Source organism: Asaia sp. BMEF1 (assembly GCF_051628905.1).
Classification (GTDB): Bacteria; Pseudomonadota; Alphaproteobacteria; order Acetobacterales; family Acetobacteraceae; genus Asaia.
Map to the genome: position 1 here is coordinate 2,978,217 of NZ_CP157575.1, position 17,245 is coordinate 2,995,461.

The window sequence follows — 17,245 nt, forward strand, 5'->3', positions numbered from 1 at the left end:
CCCTTCATGCTCCGGTGTCAGGGCATGAAATGCCCCGGATCACCCGCCATCCATGCCGCCGCCGCAACATCGCCCCCTGAGGGCAGAAGCCGGTCCGGCGTCAGCACCCAGGAAGCGATGTCGCCTGTCGCATTGCGCCCGTTGCGGTCGCGCAGCAACAGATGATGCCCGCCCGGTATCAGATCCCGTCGCGCCGCCGGCGGAAGATGCTTCCAGAAAACCGCCATGGGCGGGGCCGGGATCATTTGGTCCTGATCACCGTAGAGCACAAGCAGGGGAAGCTGCACGCGAGAAGCGGCGTCCTGCCCGCTGGCCATCAGCATGACGAGACCGCGCAGCGTGTCGAGACGGAAGCCGTGCAGGGTGAGCGGGTCGAAATAAAGGCGCCTCAGGGCGGCAAGGTTATTGGTGGCGATATGCTCGCCCGGCACATGGGCGCCGGTAAACACCCAGTCGGGCGCGATGACATCCAGCCCGTCGAGCATGAGACGCGAGAGAGGGTCGAAACGCCAGATAGCGGGGGAGACCAGAATAACGCCGCTGATCGTCTCCGGTGGCGGGTCAGTGGCGAGCAGGGTCGCAACGGCGCCGCCCATGCTCTCGCCCATGACATAAAGCGGGATGCCGGGGTTTTGGGCATGAACCCAGAGGGCTTCTTCGCGCGCATCCTGCACCATGCGGGCCGTGCTGCTCCACGCGCCGCGACTGCGTGTTTCGCCAAAGCCGCGCAGATCGGGGGCGATGGTCTCGATGCCCGCCGCCGCAAGCTGGGGGGCCGAGAATTCCCACGCGTCGCGGCTGTCGCCAAAACCATGCAGAGCGAGAACGATCGCATGGGTCTGACCGGTCGCGGGCCAGACGCGTATCGGCGCGACAGCCCCGTCGGAAAGGGAGAGATGCAGCGTGGCAGGAATGAGCGCCGCCTCCTGCCCGCGCGGTTGCGGCGCCCTGGCTGGTTTGGGAGGAGAGCAGGCGGCAAGCAGCGAGAGACCGAGCAGCGTCGCGATAGTGCGCCATGAACTGAGCAAAGACGCGTGGCAGCGGTTTGAATGCGGGCGGAACTCTCGTATCATCGGCGGAGTATTGCGTCCTCCGGGCGCGCTGGCCAGAGCCGGGTGACAAAGACCTGCATCGGGCCGGACCCATTTAGGAGACGCTGTTCTTGTTGACCTTATTCCGATCGGTTGCCGCATGAGCTCTACGCCCCATCTCGTTCTCGTCGATGGCTCAGGCTTCATTTTCCGCGCCTTCCATGCGCTGCCACCCATGAGCAGCCCCGAAGGCGGGCCGGTCAATGCGGTGTTCGGCTTTACCAACATGCTCCAGCGCTTGCTGCGCGATCATGTGGGCACGCATCTGGCGGTGATTTTCGATGCGGGGCGACACACTTTCCGCAACGAGATTTATCCGCAATACAAGGCCCATCGTCCCGAGGCGCCGGAAGATCTGCGTCCGCAATTCTCCCTCATTCGCGACGCCACCAAGGCATTCAACGTGCCCATGATCGAACTGCCCGGTTTCGAGGCAGACGATCTGATCGCGTCCTACGCCGAAGTGATCGAGAAAACGGGCGGGCGCTGCACCATCGTGTCGTCTGACAAGGACCTGATGCAGCTCGTGACAGAGCGAGTCAGTCTGCTCGATCCGATCAAGCAGAAGCCGATCAGGGCGGAAGAGGTCGAGGCCAAATTCGGCGTGACACCAGATCGCGTGATCGATGTTCAGGCGCTGATGGGCGATCCGACCGATAACGTGCCCGGCGTGCCGGGGATCGGCCCCAAGGGGGCGGCGCAGCTTGTGCAGGAATTCGGCGATCTGGAAGCCATTCTGGCAGCCGCGCCGGAGATGAAGAAATCCAAGCGCCAGCAATCGCTCATCGATCATGCGGAAGCCGCGCGTATCTCGCTCAAGCTGGTAACGCTGGCACGCGACGTGCCTTTGCCAGAGCCGGTCGAAGCACTCGGCTGTCGCGAGCCCGAAGGCGCTGTGCTGCGCGACTTCCTTGAAAAAATGGGCTTTCACTCTGTCATCCAGCGCATGGGGCTGGGTGCGCTCGCCGCCCCGCGCGCGCAGGCGGCGCCTGAGCCCGTGGCGGAGGGTGAAAAGCCCTACGGCCCTTATGAGACCATTCTATCCTTGGATGTGCTCGAAACCTGGCTCGGTCGAGCGCGCAAGACAGGCTATTTCGCCTTCGATACCGAGACGGATAGTCTGAATGCGCGTCAGGCCACGCTCATCGGCCTGTCTCTGGCCACAGCCCCTGGCGAAGCGGCTTATGTGCCGCTGCGCCACGAAGGTACGCTCGAGCACCCTGCTGGCGGTCAGCTGGAGGTCGAAGCTGTGCTTGAGGCGCTCCGGCCTATTCTCGCCGATCAGTCGGTGCTGAAAATCTTCCAGAACGCGAAATACGATCTGCTGGTGCTCTCCCATGCGGGAATCGACACAATTGCCCCCATTGATGACACCATGCTCATTTCCTACGCCCAGTCGGCAGGTGAGCACGGTCAGGGCATGGATGAGCTGTCGCGGCTGCATCTGGCGCATGACCCCATCTCCTATGACAGCGTGACCGGCACCGGGCGTAACCGCGTGCCTTTCGCTCATGTACCCATCGCACGCGCCACCGAATATGCGGCGGAAGATGCTGATGTGACGCTTCGCCTCTGGCTCAAGCTCAAGCCTGGCTTGCGCGAGCGTCAGGCTCTGGCGCTGTACGAGACGATGGAACGCCCGCTGATCGCAATTCTGAAGGATATGGAGCAGGCGGGTGTGAAGCTCGATGCCGCCGAATTGCGCCGCATGTCGGCCGATTTCGGCAGTCGCATGGCGGAGATGGAAATCGAGATCCATCAGCTTGCCGGACGCAGCTTCAATCTGGGTTCGCCAAAGCAGCTTGGTGAAATCCTGTTCGATGAGATGAACCTGCCGGGCGGAAAGCGGACCAAGGCCGGGGCCTGGGGCACGGATTCCTCGGTGCTGCAGGAACTCGCCGATGCCGGGCATGAATTGCCTGTCCGCATTCTGTCATGGCGCCAGCTGGCAAAGCTGAAATCGACCTATGCCGACGCATTGGTGCAGCAGATGGATGCGCGCGCCCATCGCGTGCACACCTCGTTCCAGATGGCCATTACCACGACCGGGCGCCTGTCATCGAATGACCCCAATCTGCAGAATATCCCGATCCGTACCGAAGAGGGCGGACGTATCCGCCGCGCCTTCATTGCTGAAGAAGGCTATGTGCTGGTTTCGGCCGATTACTCGCAGATCGAGCTGCGGCTTCTGGCCGAAGTGGCCGATATCGGCCCGCTGAAGGAAGCCTTCACGCTGGGGCAGGATATTCATGCCCGTACGGCTTCCGAAGTCTTCAATGTGCCACTCGAAGGCATGGACGCGCTGACGCGCCGACGGGCAAAGGCGATCAATTTCGGTATCATCTACGGCATTTCCGCTTTCGGTCTGTCGCGTCAGCTCGGCATCCCGGCAGGCGAGGCGCGTCGCTATATCGACGCCTATTTCGCCCGCTATCCCGGCATTCGCGATTACATGGATCGCACGAAGGAAGACGCGAAGCGTGACGGCTATGTCACGACGCCGCTCGGGCGCCGCTGTTATGTGCCGGGCATCAATGAAAAGAATGGTGCCCGTCGCGGCTACGCCGAGCGTCAGGCCATCAATGCGCCGTTGCAGGGTGGTGCTGCCGATATCATCAAACGCGCCATGGTGCGTCTGGGTGCGCGCTTGCCACAGACGGGGCTGGACGCCAGAATGCTGCTTCAGGTGCATGACGAATTGCTGTTTGAGGTTCGTGCCGATCAGGCGGAGAGGCTTGCAGAGTTCGTACGCACCGAGATGGAGCAGGCCGCGACACTGAGTGTGCCGCTGGTTGTTGAAACAGGTATTGGCTCGAACTGGGCGGAAGCACATTAAGCAATGAACAAGAACAAGACCCCCCGCACGAGATGGACCCCCCCGCGCATTACGCTGGTCGTTCTCGTTCTCGCCCTCGCCCTGAGCTGGAGCGGGTATCGTCTCTCCGACAAATTCGGTGGCAGCGTTTCGACGCAGGGCAATGAGATCGGTGGCAGCTACCGCCTTGTAGCCCTGGGTGAAGGCAACGTTACTGAAGGCGATTTCAAGGGAAGCTGGGTCATGGTCTGGTTTTTCGACACGCATTGCCCGAAGACACTCTGCGGCCCCGTGCTGAAATCCATGAGCGATGCCAAGAAGGCGCTGACGAGTGAGGGTATCAGCCTCGCGCCCCTGGCCATTACCCTCGACCCGCTGCATGATGAATCGGACGATCTCAAGAAATATGCCCTGCCGCTCGGCGATCATGTCGTGCCGCTCACCGGGTCGCCCAGCATGATCGAGCGCGTCGCGAAAGAATTTCATGCTCCCAATGAGCTGGTGAAGGGCGAGGATGGGACGAGCTATCACGTGCCGGCCCCACGTATCGTCATCATGGACCCGAAGGGGCGTTATGCTGGCACAATCGACTCTACGGTCGGTACCGAGGCTCTGGTGACGCGCATCCACCAGCTCGCCCATCGCGGCTGAATGAACGCGCAGCGTTTCCGGTTGTCAGGCAGAGGCAGCGCGCTTTTTCTCGCAGCGTTGCTGTCGCTCGCCTCTGTCGGATATGCTGAGGCAGAGACTGTCCCCGAAAGCGGGCGCACGACTGGCAGCCCCCACCGAGGGGGGACATTGCATCTGACCGCCGACGCGTCCGGTGGCACGCTTGACCCGCAGATCAATTACACCAGCGAATATATCCAGCTCTTTGTGAACATGTATGACGGGCTGGTGACCTATCGTCAGGCCGATGGCACGAAAGGCCTCGACGTCGTGCCCGATCTGGTAGAATCCCTGCCGGAAATCAGCCCCGACGGGCTGGTCTGGGTGTTCACCCTGCGCGAGGGCATACGTTTTTCAAACGGCGCCCCCGTGACAGTCGACGATGTTGTGGCATCGCTTCGGCGTATCTACCGTGTTGGCAGCCCGACGGCCTCGTCATTTTATGGCGCCATCATCGGCGCCAAAGCCTGCCTTACCGACCCGGCCCATTGCGTACTTGAAGGGGTGAGCGCCGATGCTGCGACACGCCGCATCACCATCCGGCTCAGCGCACCCGATGGCGAATTCCTGCAGAAACTCGCTTTCCCTCACGCGGTTATCCTGCCGAAGGACGTTCCACCGACAGAGTCGGCTTTGACGCCGTTGCCGGGCACAGGCCCTTATCGCATCACGCAATACGATCCGGCACGTCAGCTCGTGATCGAGCGTAATCCGTATTTTCGGGTCTGGAATCCGCAGGCGCAGAGCGAAGGCTATGTCGATCGCGTGGTCTATGATTTCGGCCTGTCCGACGAGGCCGAGGTTACAGCGGTCGAGCAGGGACAGTATGATTCGATGCTTGATGCCAAGCCGCAGGACAGGCTGGGTGAACTGGGCGCTAGATTCACCGGTCAGGTGCATCTCCAGCCCTTGCTGGGTCTCTATTATCTGGCGCTCAACGTGCATGAGCCGCCTTTCGACTCGCTCGAAGTGCGACAGACGATCAACCATGCCGTCGATCGTCACGCCATGGCTATTCTCTATGGCGGCAGCGCCATTGCCGAGCCGCTCTGTCAGATCGTGCCGCATGGCATAGCGGGTGCGGATATTCCCTGTCGCTTCGGGCAGGTCGCCTCTTCAGGCGTGTGGCAAGGGCCGGATATGGAGCGCGCCCGCGCCCTCATTCGCAAGAGCGGTCAGGCCGGACGGCGCGTCACGCTCATCGTACCCAACCAGGCGATCGGTCTGGGGATGGGGGTCTATCTGCGCAACATGCTTCAGAGCCTCGGCTTCGTCGCCAGTGTCCGACCGATGACTCCGGCAACGGCCGAGGGCTATGCGCGCAATTCGGATAATCATGTCCAGATTAGCCTCGCTTATTGGTACGCTGATTATCCCTCGCCCTCGACCTTCCTCGACGCCCTTCTGGGCTGCGACAATGCCCGGCTTCATACCGACAGCGCCACCAATGCCAGTGGCTTTTGCTATGCCCCTCTGCAATCGCTGATGGAGCGCGCCCGCAAAACGCTCGATCCCGCAGTGACCAAGGCGTTATGGGAGCAGGCTGGCGAGATGGCGATGGATCAGAGCGCGCTCGTTCCGCTCATCCAGATGCGCTATGTCGATTTCGTCTCGAAGCGCCTGGGCAATTACCACTATTCCCTGCTCAACCACATGCTGCTCTCGCAGGTCTGGGTGCGCTAAAAACGCTGCTTCAGGGCCGGGCAGGGGAGGCACGAAAGCGGGCGAGCCAACCGAGACAATATCGGTCGAGCGGGCGCGAGAAATGTCGGGCGACAATACTGCCTAGCGCGAAAGCAAGGCAAAGAACCGGCAGGAACGATACCCACCCCCAATGCGAGGGGAGACCCATGTAATGCGCGAGCCCCACGACCGGTAAAATGACAAACATATGGCTCAGATAGATCTCATAGCTTCGTTCTCCCCAGCGGCGTAACCAGAGCGTCCCTTTCTGCGCTGTCCGGGCACTCCAGCCACGGGCAAAAGCCCAGACGGCAAGCGCGATGGCGCTGTTGAAGAAAAGCGCCGTTCCCCATGACAACACCGACCAGATCGGCCCGCTCCAGACCAGATAGGCCCCAATGCCTGCCAGCCCGCTCCATCCGGCCAACGCTGTCACGCGCCTGGCCTCGTTGCCGGGCGCTGGTTCTAGAAGAAGTGCGGTAACGATGCCTGTCGCGATGGCGCTGACACCCGGCCCATAGGCTTTCTCCTGCCAGATTTCAGAGGCATCGCGCAGAGACCAGTCGCACCAGGGCGCAGCGAGTGCGAGAGCAAGGACACAAAGCAGCAGACCGTGACGTCGCCTGCCAAAAGTGAGGCATAGAAGAGGAAACACGACATAAAACGCCTCCTCGACCGAGAGCGACCAGAGGACGTCCCAACACGCAGGCAGATAGCCCGCCTTCGCCTCATAGACGTTGAGATGCATGAACAGCGCGGCGAAGACCGCACCGGGAAGGCTTTGTTGCGGTGTCTCCGGTACGAAGCCCGGCACTCCCAGCCCCCAGAGACAGGATGCGATCGCGATCAGCCCCAACAGGCACGGCAGAATGCGCGCGGCACGACGACTCATAAAGCTCCGTAAATCGAGACGTGCCGGGCTTCCCCAACGCGACAGCGTGGTGCGCGTGATGAGGAAACCCGAGATGACGAAAAATATCGTCACGCCTTTAGGCCCATCCCATGTCAGCGCCCGCAACAGACGCTCGGGCAGAACATGGGAAAGATCTGTACGATGCAGCGGAAAGCGCAGCGCCAGATGATGGATCACAACCAGAAGAATGGCGACGCCACGCAGACAATCTATACCGGCATTGCGCCTCACTGTTCTGTCAGATGCGGCCCGACGCCTTTCGCTACTTACAAAAACCATGAGGAATGAAACGCCTGGCTGGAAGAAGGCCCGGTTATTTCTCGCGCGCAATCATGGCGTCAGCATGACAGGGCCATGGTTTGCCGCAACAGGAGGAGCGTTTTGCCGCGTTGAACAGATCGGGGACGCTGCGGTGGCGCTCGAACAAGAGGGCGCTGGCGGATAACAGGATGGAGGGCCCGGTATAGGAGGCCCGGGAAACGCCAATCATAACATCAAAATAACGTGAAAAATGATGTAAATCACGGGTAAAATGTTATTCAGTGGGCGTCGTCGATTCCATCACGACAACACGGAGAACAGGATGATGCAGCCTATGCTCATGGCGGTGTTCGACACCGCCCGTCATGCCCAGATCGCTGTCGATGACCTTCTGGTGTGCGACATTCCGTCAGAGACGATTCACCAATACAGGCTGGCCATGGGGGCCAAGCCAGATGCGGCCATAAGACCTGAGAATGAGGTCCATAGACCCAGAGGGGCCTGGGCCTGGCTGATCAACGACCATCCGCCACCGATGTCGCTCCGCAAGCAGCAGGCGGCGCTCTACCGCGAGAGCCAGACACGCAACGAACCGATGGTCGTCACCATCGCGATGTCCACGTTGACAGAGGGCAGGGTCAGGAAAATCCTGGGTGATCACGCGCCACTTCAGGTCAGCACAAGCTAGAGTCTAGCCCTGTCGGATGAAAGCATCGACCGGAAAGACAACTTTTCAGGATAAATGAAGCGGGGGCTGTCGCGGCTTGCAGTGCACAAGGGCAGCCCCTCGAAGGAGAAATCAAATGCGGACACGTCGCCTGAGAAAGAAAGTCAAATGGACCCGTCGCAATCTGAGCCCAAAGGCACTCTCGAAATAATCGGGGCGCCTGCTTCGCTGCAGGCCTCCTGAGTCTGAGCGTCCATCACCCGCGCCTGCAATGTTGCAGGCGCGGTTTACTGTCGTAGGTCTGATATCAGAGGCCGATATCGCGTCTGAAAATACCGTCTTCCCATTCGATGGCCGCAACGCCCTCATAGGCGCGGGCACGTGCCTGCGCTGGCGTCCCGGCCTTGGCGCACACGGTCAGAACGCGTCCGCCAGAGGCGACGAGCGTATCATCGCGCATTGCTGTGCCTGCCTGAAACACCGATACACCCGGCACAACTTCAGCCCGTTCAATGCCGCGAATGGAACCGCCCTTGACCGGTGTACCCGGATAGCCACGTGCGGCCAGAACAATGGAAATCGAGGCGTCATCTGTGAAGCGTATCGACGCGTTTTCGAGTTTTCCTTCGGCCAGCGCCTTGAGCACCGGCAGGAGGTCTGAATCGAGACGGATCAGCAGAGCCTGAGCCTCAGGGTCGCCAAAACGCACGTTATATTCGATCAGCTTGGGGCCATCCTGTGTCAGCATAAGCCCGGCGAAAATGATCCCTCGAAAAGGCGTCCCCCGGCGCACCATCTCGGCCAGCATCGGGCGCACCATGATATCCAGCGCCTTTTCCTGCGCCTCGCGGTCGAAATGCGGCGGGGGCGAGATCGCGCCCATGCCGCCCGTATTGGGGCCGGTATCCCCCTCGCCAATGCGCTTGTGATCGCGCGCCGCGCCGATCAGCACGGCCTCGCCATCCGAGCAGAAAGCGAAGAGCGAGACTTCCTGACCGACCAGACATTCCTCGATCACGATGCTCGCCCCGGCCTCGCCAAAGCTGCGGTCCGTCAGAATGTCGATAATCGCGGCTTCTGCTTCCTCAAGCGTCAGCGCCACGATCACGCCCTTGCCCGCAGCGAGTCCATCGGCCTTGATCACGATCGGTGCGCCACGACGGCGCACGAAGGCGAGGGCGGGTTCGGCGTCTTCGAAGCGTTCCCATCGTGCCGTCGGAATGCCTGCGGCGTCGGCCACATCCTTGGTAAAGCTCTTGCTGCCCTCGAGCGCACTGGCGGCCTGGCTCGGTCCAGCACAGGCAATGCCTGCCTCGACGCAGAGATCGGTCAGCCCGGCGACCAGCGGCGCTTCCGGCCCCGGCACCAAGAGGTCGATTCGTTGCTCTTTCGCAAACGCCACGAGAGCGGCGACATCATCGGCAGCAAGCGGCACCAGGGTTCCGAGGGGCGCCATGCCCGGATTGCCGGGGGCGATGAACAGCGCCTCAAGCTCGGGAGAGCGGGAGAGGCAGGCCGCAAGGGCATGTTCGCGTCCGCCTGATCCGACAAGTAACACCCGCATCGTCATTCTTCCTGTTCTGACTGGTCCTAGCCCGCGTTCCGTAGCATAGACTGCGCCCATGAGCGAAAACGATCAGAGCGCGGCTGGCAATGTGCCCGAATATTCGGTCAGCGAAATCTCGGGCGCGATCAAACGTACGCTTGAGGGCAGTTTTGGCCGTGTGCGCGTGCGTGGCGAGATTACCGAGCTCAAGCGCTACCCCTCCGGCCATGTCTATCTCTCGCTGAAGGATCAGGGTGGCAAGATTTCCGGTGTGGTCTGGCGTGGCTCTGTCTCGCGTCTGGGGCTGGTGCCCGAGAACGGGATCGAAGTGATCGCGACCGGGCGCGTCTCGGCTTATGGCGACCGCTCCAGCTACCAGCTCGTCATCGATCAGATGAGTTTTGCCGGTGAGGGCGCGCTCCTCGCCAAGATCGAGAAACTGCGCCAGAAACTTCTCGCAGAGGGACTCTTCGATCCTGAGCGGAAAAGGAAAATTCCGTTCCTGCCAGAGGTGATCGGCCTCGTGACGTCCAGCCGTGGTGCGGTGTTGCACGATATCCTCACCACGCTTTCCCGACGCTTTCCCCGCTCTGTCCTCGTCTGGCCCGTTGCCGTGCAGGGCGAAGGGGCCGCGGCCCAGATTGCTGCGGCCATTGAAGGGTTTTCGACCCTGCCTCAGCGTCCCGATCTTCTGATCGTCGCACGCGGCGGTGGCTCGCTCGAAGATTTGATGGCGTTCAACGAGGAAAACGTTCTGCGTGCGGTGGCGGCCTGTCCCATTCCGCTCATCTCGGCTGTCGGGCATGAGACCGATACGACACTGATCGACTATGTTTCCGATCAACGTGCGCCCACACCGACGGCCGCTGCCGAAATGGCCGTGCCGTTGCGCTCGGAAATAGTGGCCGATCTCGCCCATCGTGGCGCCCGTCTGGCCGGTGGGCTCTCGCGTCATCTGCAACTGGCGCGGGCGCGCGCAGAGCAGGTGACGGCAAAGCTGCCCGACCTGCCGAGCCTGCTCGAAACTGCGCGTTTCAGACTGGACGAACGCGGGCAACGCCTCGAACTCGCCTTGCCCATGGTGGCCTCACGCGCTCGCCAGCACCTGATGGGGCTCGAAGGGCGCATGCCTTCTGCAGCGCATTTTCTGGGGCAGAAACAGGCCGGGCTGGGTCTGGCCAGCGCGGCTCTGGCTGCGGGCATCAGGCATCGCATGCAGCAGGAAAAAGCCGGGTTCGCCCATGCCCGTCTGGGCACCGAGCCGCTCAACGCCCGTATCGGCCTCGATCGCGCAAGATTAAATGGTATCGTCGGTCGGCTCGAAGCGGTTTCGCCAGAGGCCGTCTTGGCGCGAGGCTATGCCTTGGTGCAGGATGGCCGCGGAAAACCGGTGACGACAGCCTCCGGGCGGCCACGTGGCGGCGCAATCACCCTGCGTTTTGCCGATGGCACCCGTCAGGGACGGCTCGACCCTCTGGGGACGGAAAAGGAAGAACAGGGGGATCTCGGGTTATGAACCATTTCTATCGCACCGGCCTCGGCGCCGGATTTCTGGGATTGGCCCTGCTTTCCGGCTGCGCCGAACCCAACCCGCCCCAGCCGGTGGCGCAGGCCCCAACCCGTCAGCCGCCGCAGGATTTCGCGCCGGGCATGACCACCGAAACCCCGCCTGCCAATGAGGCGCAGCTCACCAACGACCCTTCCGCCCCGACCAACACGCCGCTTTGCGGCGCGGTGCAGCAGGAAACGAACCGTATGGGCGGACAGGTCTTTCCAGATGCCATGAGTTCCGGCAGCACCTGCCCGCAAAATGCCTGCTTCAACCCGCTGACCGGCACCTATATCGCAGCGACCGGCGCGCCAAGCGTCTGCCGCTGACACAAATTCATCGCGGCGTGTCAGAGCGGGGCCGGGGGCGTAACGTGTCGTCAAAAAATCGCCCCAGTGCAGTATTGAAGCCCGCGTGAAATCCGGCGCGATCAAAAGCATGGTCGCTCTGGCAAATAGACAGAGTTTTGAAGCCGGAGCGGCACGGGGCCAGAAAATCGAAGTGTCCGGCCAGAGGTACGAGATGGGTCTCGGGGCGTTGGTCAAGCCCGTCCCGAACGGGCTCGACCGAGCCCGGCGAGGGCAGAATGCGATCGTTCTGAGCCTGCCACAGCTGAACAGGTATCCGCACAGGGGCGAGGGCTTTTCTGCTCATGGTGAAGCCCAGCGCCGGGGCGGCAATCACCGCGGCCTTGAGGCGCCTGTCGGTCAGATCGGGCAGGGCTGTATCCAGCGGTTTTTGACGATGCGCAGAAGCGCACAGGTAAAACTGTGGGGCTGCGTCTGACACCATGACGCGATGCGCGCAAAATCGGGCTTTGCCCCGAGCGCCAGTAGCACGGTCAGCCCGCCTGCAGAAAAACCGAAAGCCCCAATCCGCGTGCTATCGAGCCGTGTTCTGCCCAACCAGCGAGAGAGCATATAATCGAGCGTCGCGCTCAGGGCGCGTGTTCTTCCCACAAGATCGGTGACGCGCGACTGATCGCGCCAGTTATCCCCGGGCTCGGTCATGGCCACCACGACATAGCCCTCACTCGCCAATGCTGCTGCCGTATCGAGATGACCGCTCCATGATCCACCCGTGCCATGAGAGAAAACGATCAACGCCCGGTTCCGGCCCGTAACCGGCCCGTCAGGAATGCACGTCTGCTCGTAGGGACCGAGATCCTGAAGGTGTAGGATGCCTTGGCTCGGATACCAGATGCCAAGTTCTAGCCCGCTTGGCGTTATAAGATGCTGACAACCGACCGGGGAGGTGTCTGCGCAAGCCGAACTCGCCGGAATGCCGCCAGGCCTGTGTCGTCTCAGGACGCTTGTGGTGGGGCAGGTAGCGAAGAAGACCGTCAGTGACCTGTCAGGCAATACAGGCAGTGGACCTACAGTTTTTTCGTAGAGGCCGGATCGGATAACCCTGCCCAGATCAATGAGTTTCGAGCCCAGGAGCCGTCGCAAGTAGGGACCGAAACCTTTGGATGGGGCCGAGTCAAGCGAATCGATGCGAATGGAATGGAGGGTGCAACCTTCAGTGACGGGAAACGCAAAACGGGGCGGTGTGAGCCGCCCCGTTTTTCCTGGTGTCCAGACGATGCTGAGGATCAGCGCTTCCACCAGCCGGTGCGCGGCTTTGCGGGTGCGACCTCATCGACATTGATGGGCTGCACTACCGGAGCGGCGTCTTCGCTCTTCGCCTTGGCCCGGCTTGCGCGGCTCTTGGCGGGTGCCTTGGTCTCAGCCTGAGCAGGAGCTTCCTCGGCTGCCTTGCGCGGCGTACGACCACGACGGGGCTTCGGCGCCTCCGGCTCGCTCACCACTGCGGTGGGCGCGACCTGCGCTGCGACCGTCTCGCCCGAAGCTTCGGCCATCTCTGCAGCGACCGGCGTCTTGCGCGGGCGACCACGACGACGGGGTGCGGGCTTGTCCTGATCCGCTTCGGCCACGGCGACTGGCTCCGGCACAGGCGCTGAATCAGCAGCGACCGTTTCTGTCGGGGCAGGCTCGACAACCTCAGCCGCGGCAGGCTTGCGACGCGGGCGAGAACGGCTCTTGCGACCCTCATTCTCGATACCGTGACGCGAGGTCTCCTCCTGGGCGGCGACCGGCGCGCTGGCCTCTTCATCGCGCTTCGGCTCGACCGCGAGGGTCGGCTTCGGTTCGTTGTTGAGAGCAGAAGGCGCACCCAGACGCGATTCAGCCTGTTCGATCATATCGAAAATGTCGAACGAACCACCACCGAACGGATCGGCGGGCGTCGGCCCCACCCAGCGGTTTTCGCGCTTCTCGGCAGGTGCGCGGCGCTCGCTGTTATGGCGTGCCTCACGCGCAGGTTCGGCTTGAGGGCGCTCGCCCGGAGCGCGCTCATTCTGGCCACGCTCTCCTTGGTTACGCTCAGCCTGACCACGCTCATCACGCGAGACGCGGCGCGTACGCATCCGGCGACGTCCGGGAACGATCAGGGCTTCAGCCTCGCTATTCTCCTGTTCTTCCCGCCCGTTGTCTTCAGCGGCGGCCTCGTGTGACACAGTCTCTTCCTCTTCGTCGGAACCATTTTCCGACGAAGCCTGGACGTCGCGTGCGTCATCCGAACGACGACCGTTGCGACGGCGACGGCGACGACGGCGGCGACCGCCATCTTCTCTCGCACCCTCTTCGCGTGGTCCGTCTTCACGGGTTTCTTCCGGGGCGGCGACGTTATCGACGCTCTGCTCGATCTCGTCATCCTGCGCGACGGCCTCGACCGAAGACACGGGTGCTTCGATCTCATGTCTCTGAGCTGGACGTGTTTCCGCCGGAACCTGAGGGCGCAGGCGCTCGATACGCAGATCGGCGGGCGTCAGAGTGTCATCAGGCTGGAAAGACACATGCATGCGATGACGCTGTTCGATCTCGCCCAGCCAGTCGCGCTTGTTGTTGAGAATGTAAAGCGCGGTGCCAGAGGTGATGTGAACGCAGATCGCGGCTGCTTTCTGCTTCAGACCTTCCTCGTCTACAGCACGAAGAACGTGAAGAGCAGCGCTTTCGACGCCGCGTACATGGCCCGTGCCCTGGCAATGCGGGCAGGGAACCAGAACGGCTTCGGCAATAGACGGGCGCAGACGCTGGCGCGACATTTCGAGCAGGCCGAAATGCGAGATCTGGCCGATCTGGATGCGCGCGCGGTCGCTGCGCAGCGCGTCCTTGAGGCGCTTTTCGACCATGGAATTATGCTTGCGGCTTTCCATGTCGATAAAGTCGATCACGACCAGACCGGCAAGGTCGCGCAGGCGAAGCTGGCGGGCGACTTCCTCGGCAGCTTCGAGGTTTGTCCGTACCGCCGTGTCTTCGATATTGCGCTGGCCCGTCGAGCGGCCCGAGTTCACATCGATCGAAACCAGGGCTTCGGTCTGGTTGATCACCAGATAGCCACCCGATTTGAGCTGGGCCATGGGCGAGGCAATCGCGTCGAGATGACCTTCGACATGATAGCGGCCATAGAGGCTCTGGGTCTGGTCGCGCCAGAGTTTCACCTTGCTGGCATTATGCGGCATCAGAAGACGCATGAATTCACGCGCATTCTTCCAGGCCGGTTCGCCATCGATGATGATCTCTTCGATGTCCTTGCTGAAAAGGTCGCGAATGGCGCGCTTGATCAGATTGGCTTCTTCATAGATCAGCGTGGGCGCGACCGAAGACAGCGTGTGGTTGCGGATATCGTCCCAGAGCTGGAGCAGATATTCGCAATCGCGCGTGATTTCCGGCCCCGGACGCTGGGCACCGGCGGTACGCACGATCATGGCCATGCCGCGCGGCAGATCCAGCTCGGCAATGATGTCGCGCAGGCGCTTGCGGTCGCTATCCGAGGTGATCTTGCGCGACACGCCACCGCCGCGCAGGGCGTTGGGCATCAGAACGCAATAACGACCGGCGAGCGAGACATAGGTGGTCAGGGCAGCGCCCTTGTTGCCGCGCTCTTCCTTGACGACCTGCACGAGCAGGATCTGGCGGCGACGGATGACTTCCTGAATCTTGTAATTGCGCAGGAAGCGCGCCGTGCGGCGGGCAGCAGCGCCCTCATCGCCCGTGTCATGCTCGCCACCGACCGTTTCGGGGCGCGCTTCGAACTCGCCCTGATCGCTGGTTTCGGCAGTGTCTGCCTCGTCGCTGCTCTGGCTGTCGCTTTCGGTCTCGACGCGCTCATCGGCGCGGAGATCTTCATCCTGTAGGGCAAGCAGCTTTTCACGATCGGCAACCGGGATCTGGAAGTAATCCGGGTGGATTTCGCTGAAGGCGAGGAAGCCATGTCGGTTGCCGCCGTAATCGACGAAGGCGGCCTGAAGGCTCGGTTCGACGCGAATTACCTTGGCGAGGTAGATATTGCCTTTAATCTGCTTCTTGGACGATGTTTCGATGTCATAATCTTCGAGACGATCACCATCCATGACCACCACGCGGGTTTCTTCCGCGTGGGTGGTGTCGATCAGCATACGCTTGTTCATATAAAGGGAAACTCCGGTCGGCCCTTGTCACGCCCGGTCTCAGGCCCTGTGCAGACACAGTGGCTGTTCCGGCGCGCGCGGCAGAATGTCGAGGACTTTTGAAAGAAAAGGAGCCATCGGACCAGCGCTCGCGGAACAGCGTCGGAAACCGGGCATTGCCCGATCCGGTAGTTTTCCACAAAACGAGACTGGCAGATTTCATGCGGCCCCAGCGAGTTGTCATCTGCGTCACTGGATCGAAGACTGACCTCTCTTGCAGTCCTGCGGCGTGGGCCAGCGGAAGGGAGGGGGCTCTTGCAAACCATGTTGACGCGTGAAGCACGGCATAAAACGGGAGCGGCGCGTTGGAGAGCTAGGCTCTGTCACTGATGCCGGATCGACCGTTTCGCAATCCTTCTCCCGCAGGATGACCGAAAATCCCGCTCCGTGCAAGACTCGCAGCCCTGCCATGTTGACACCGCATTGTGATGCCACAGAATAGTCAGTCGCTGCTCTCATCCCAAGGTCGCCTCATGCCCGCCTCGAACCCGACCCGCCGCCAGATGAGCCATCTGATTGGCAGCGCCCTGGCTACGGCGTCTATCCTGCCATGTTCGCCGGCATCGGCGGCCCATCGGCACAACAGTCATGGACAAACGGCCAGGAAAGCGCCTGCGGTCATAGGCTCAGCGGCACCGCCCAGACCCGTCATCATGCTCGACCCCGGACATGGCGGCAAAGACCCCGGCGCGATCGGGGTGAGCGGTACTTACGAAAAACATATCGCCGCAGCCGCAGCAAAAGAACTCTATCGCCAGATCAAGGCCGCCGGTCGCTACGATGTGGTCATGACACGCGCCGATGATCATTTCATTCCGCTCGAAGGGCGTGTCGATCTCGCCCATAAACATAAGGCGCAGCTCTTTATTTCCATGCATGCCGACGCGCTGCATGACCCCGCCGTGCGTGGTGCAAGCGTCTATACGCTCTCCAATGGCGCATCGGACGCGCAGACAGCGTCTCTCGCCCAAACCGAAAACAGTGCCGATCGATTTGCCGGGCCTGCCTTTCACGGCATGTCGTCCGAGGTTCAGGATATTCTGGCGAGTCTTGTTCATGAAGAGACGCGCCGTGGCTCGGCTCATATGGCGGCGAGCGTCGTTTCGTCCTTCCAGCCGCGCATCGGCCTGTTGCGTCACCCCGCCCGTCACGCCGCTTTCGTCGTGCTCAAATCGGCCGATATCCCGTCGGTTCTGGTCGAGATGGGCTTCATGTCCAACCGTCATGACGAGGCCGCCCTGCGTCAGGGGGGATATCGGCAACAGGTCGCCAGCGCCATGAGTTCCGCAATCGATCGCTATTTTCAGGGTTCAGGCACGAATATTGCGCGATCGGGCTAGAAAATGATGCGCTCACGCTAGGCAAGGGGCGGCTTTGTGCAGTAGGAAAGGCATCATGATTATTTCGGGCCCCTCTTTTGGCATCATGCGTCGTGCTTCCGCACGCGCCACGCTGTGCCCGGGCCTCCTTCTTCGTACGCTTCGACTTATCAGCCCCTGAGCGCATTTCGCCGCCAGCCGGTCTGGCGCGTTCAGGGGGTT

13 protein-coding genes are annotated in these 17,245 nt (G+C 61.8%); 7 read left to right on the forward strand and 6 right to left on the reverse strand.

Annotated elements, in window-relative coordinates:
• Positions 1-17: 17 nt before the first annotated feature.
• Entirely contained in the window at positions 18-1,073 is a 1,056-nt protein-coding gene (locus ABHV46_RS13300) for an alpha/beta fold hydrolase (RefSeq protein ID WP_438381847.1), read from the reverse strand.
• Positions 1,074-1,191: 118 nt separating this feature from the next.
• Here ABHV46_RS13300 and polA point away from each other — a divergent pair, with 118 nt between their 5' ends.
• The 3 genes from polA to ABHV46_RS13315 are packed head-to-tail and all read left to right on the forward strand — an operon-like array spanning position 1,192 to position 6,258.
• Complete coding sequence (polA, locus tag ABHV46_RS13305) at positions 1,192-3,927, forward strand: DNA polymerase I (protein ID WP_438381848.1); 2,736 nt, start codon at positions 1,192-1,194, stop codon at positions 3,925-3,927.
• 3 nt (positions 3,928-3,930) lie between these two features.
• Positions 3,931-4,557 carry an SCO family protein gene (locus ABHV46_RS13310; protein ID WP_438381849.1) on the forward strand — a complete coding sequence of 209 codons (627 nt, stop codon included), beginning with the start codon at positions 3,931-3,933 and terminating at the stop codon, positions 4,555-4,557.
• The gene (locus ABHV46_RS13315) at positions 4,558-6,258 is read left to right on the forward strand and encodes an ABC transporter substrate-binding protein (protein ID WP_438381850.1); all 1,701 of its coding nucleotides are present in this window, start codon (positions 4,558-4,560) and stop codon (positions 6,256-6,258) included.
• 10 nt (positions 6,259-6,268) lie between these two features.
• On the opposite strand, the gene ABHV46_RS13320 is transcribed toward ABHV46_RS13315, so the two are convergent.
• Positions 6,269-7,402: an acyltransferase family protein gene (locus tag ABHV46_RS13320; protein ID WP_438381851.1), complete on the reverse strand. Its 1,134-nt coding sequence runs from the start codon at positions 7,400-7,402 to the stop codon at positions 6,269-6,271.
• 352 nt (positions 7,403-7,754) lie between these two features.
• Between ABHV46_RS13320 and ABHV46_RS13325 the strand changes: the two genes are divergently transcribed.
• Entirely contained in the window at positions 7,755-8,120 is a 366-nt protein-coding gene (locus ABHV46_RS13325) for a hypothetical protein (RefSeq protein ID WP_438381852.1), read from the forward strand.
• A gap of 286 nt (positions 8,121-8,406) precedes the next feature.
• Here the strand turns inward: ABHV46_RS13325 and purD are convergent, their stop codons facing one another.
• Positions 8,407-9,663, reverse strand: a complete 1,257-nt coding sequence (purD, locus tag ABHV46_RS13330) for a phosphoribosylamine--glycine ligase (RefSeq protein WP_438381853.1) — start codon at positions 9,661-9,663, stop codon at positions 8,407-8,409.
• A 58-nt stretch (positions 9,664-9,721) separates the two neighbouring features.
• On the opposite strand from purD, the gene xseA reads away from it, so the two are divergent.
• Positions 9,722-11,161 carry an exodeoxyribonuclease VII large subunit gene (gene xseA, locus ABHV46_RS13335; RefSeq protein ID WP_438381854.1) on the forward strand — a complete coding sequence of 480 codons (1,440 nt, stop codon included), beginning with the start codon at positions 9,722-9,724 and terminating at the stop codon, positions 11,159-11,161.
• Positions 11,158-11,523, forward strand: coding sequence for a hypothetical protein (locus tag ABHV46_RS13340; RefSeq protein WP_438381855.1), 366 nt, complete (start codon positions 11,158-11,160; stop codon positions 11,521-11,523). The genes xseA and ABHV46_RS13340 overlap by 4 nt, the downstream gene beginning before the upstream one ends.
• A 7-nt stretch (positions 11,524-11,530) precedes the next feature.
• Here the strand turns inward: ABHV46_RS13340 and ABHV46_RS13345 are convergent, their stop codons facing one another.
• The 3 genes from ABHV46_RS13345 to ABHV46_RS13355 form a co-directional block, all read right to left on the reverse strand.
• Positions 11,531-11,986, reverse strand: coding sequence for a hypothetical protein (locus tag ABHV46_RS13345; RefSeq protein WP_438381856.1), 456 nt, complete (start codon positions 11,984-11,986; stop codon positions 11,531-11,533).
• A complete protein-coding gene (locus tag ABHV46_RS13350; protein ID WP_438381857.1) occupies positions 11,902-12,297 on the reverse strand; it encodes an alpha/beta hydrolase family protein in 396 nt (131 codons plus the stop codon). Before ABHV46_RS13350 ends, ABHV46_RS13345 begins: the two co-directional genes overlap by 85 nt.
• Before the next feature lie 491 nt (positions 12,298-12,788).
• The gene (locus tag ABHV46_RS13355; RefSeq protein ID WP_438381858.1) at positions 12,789-15,665 is read right to left on the reverse strand and encodes an Rne/Rng family ribonuclease; all 2,877 of its coding nucleotides are present in this window, start codon (positions 15,663-15,665) and stop codon (positions 12,789-12,791) included.
• A 512-nt stretch (positions 15,666-16,177) separates the two neighbouring features.
• On the opposite strand from ABHV46_RS13355, the gene ABHV46_RS13360 reads away from it, so the two are divergent.
• Entirely contained in the window at positions 16,178-17,044 is an 867-nt protein-coding gene (locus ABHV46_RS13360; RefSeq protein ID WP_438384404.1) for an N-acetylmuramoyl-L-alanine amidase family protein, read from the forward strand.
• The last annotated feature ends 201 nt before the right edge of the window (positions 17,045-17,245 follow it).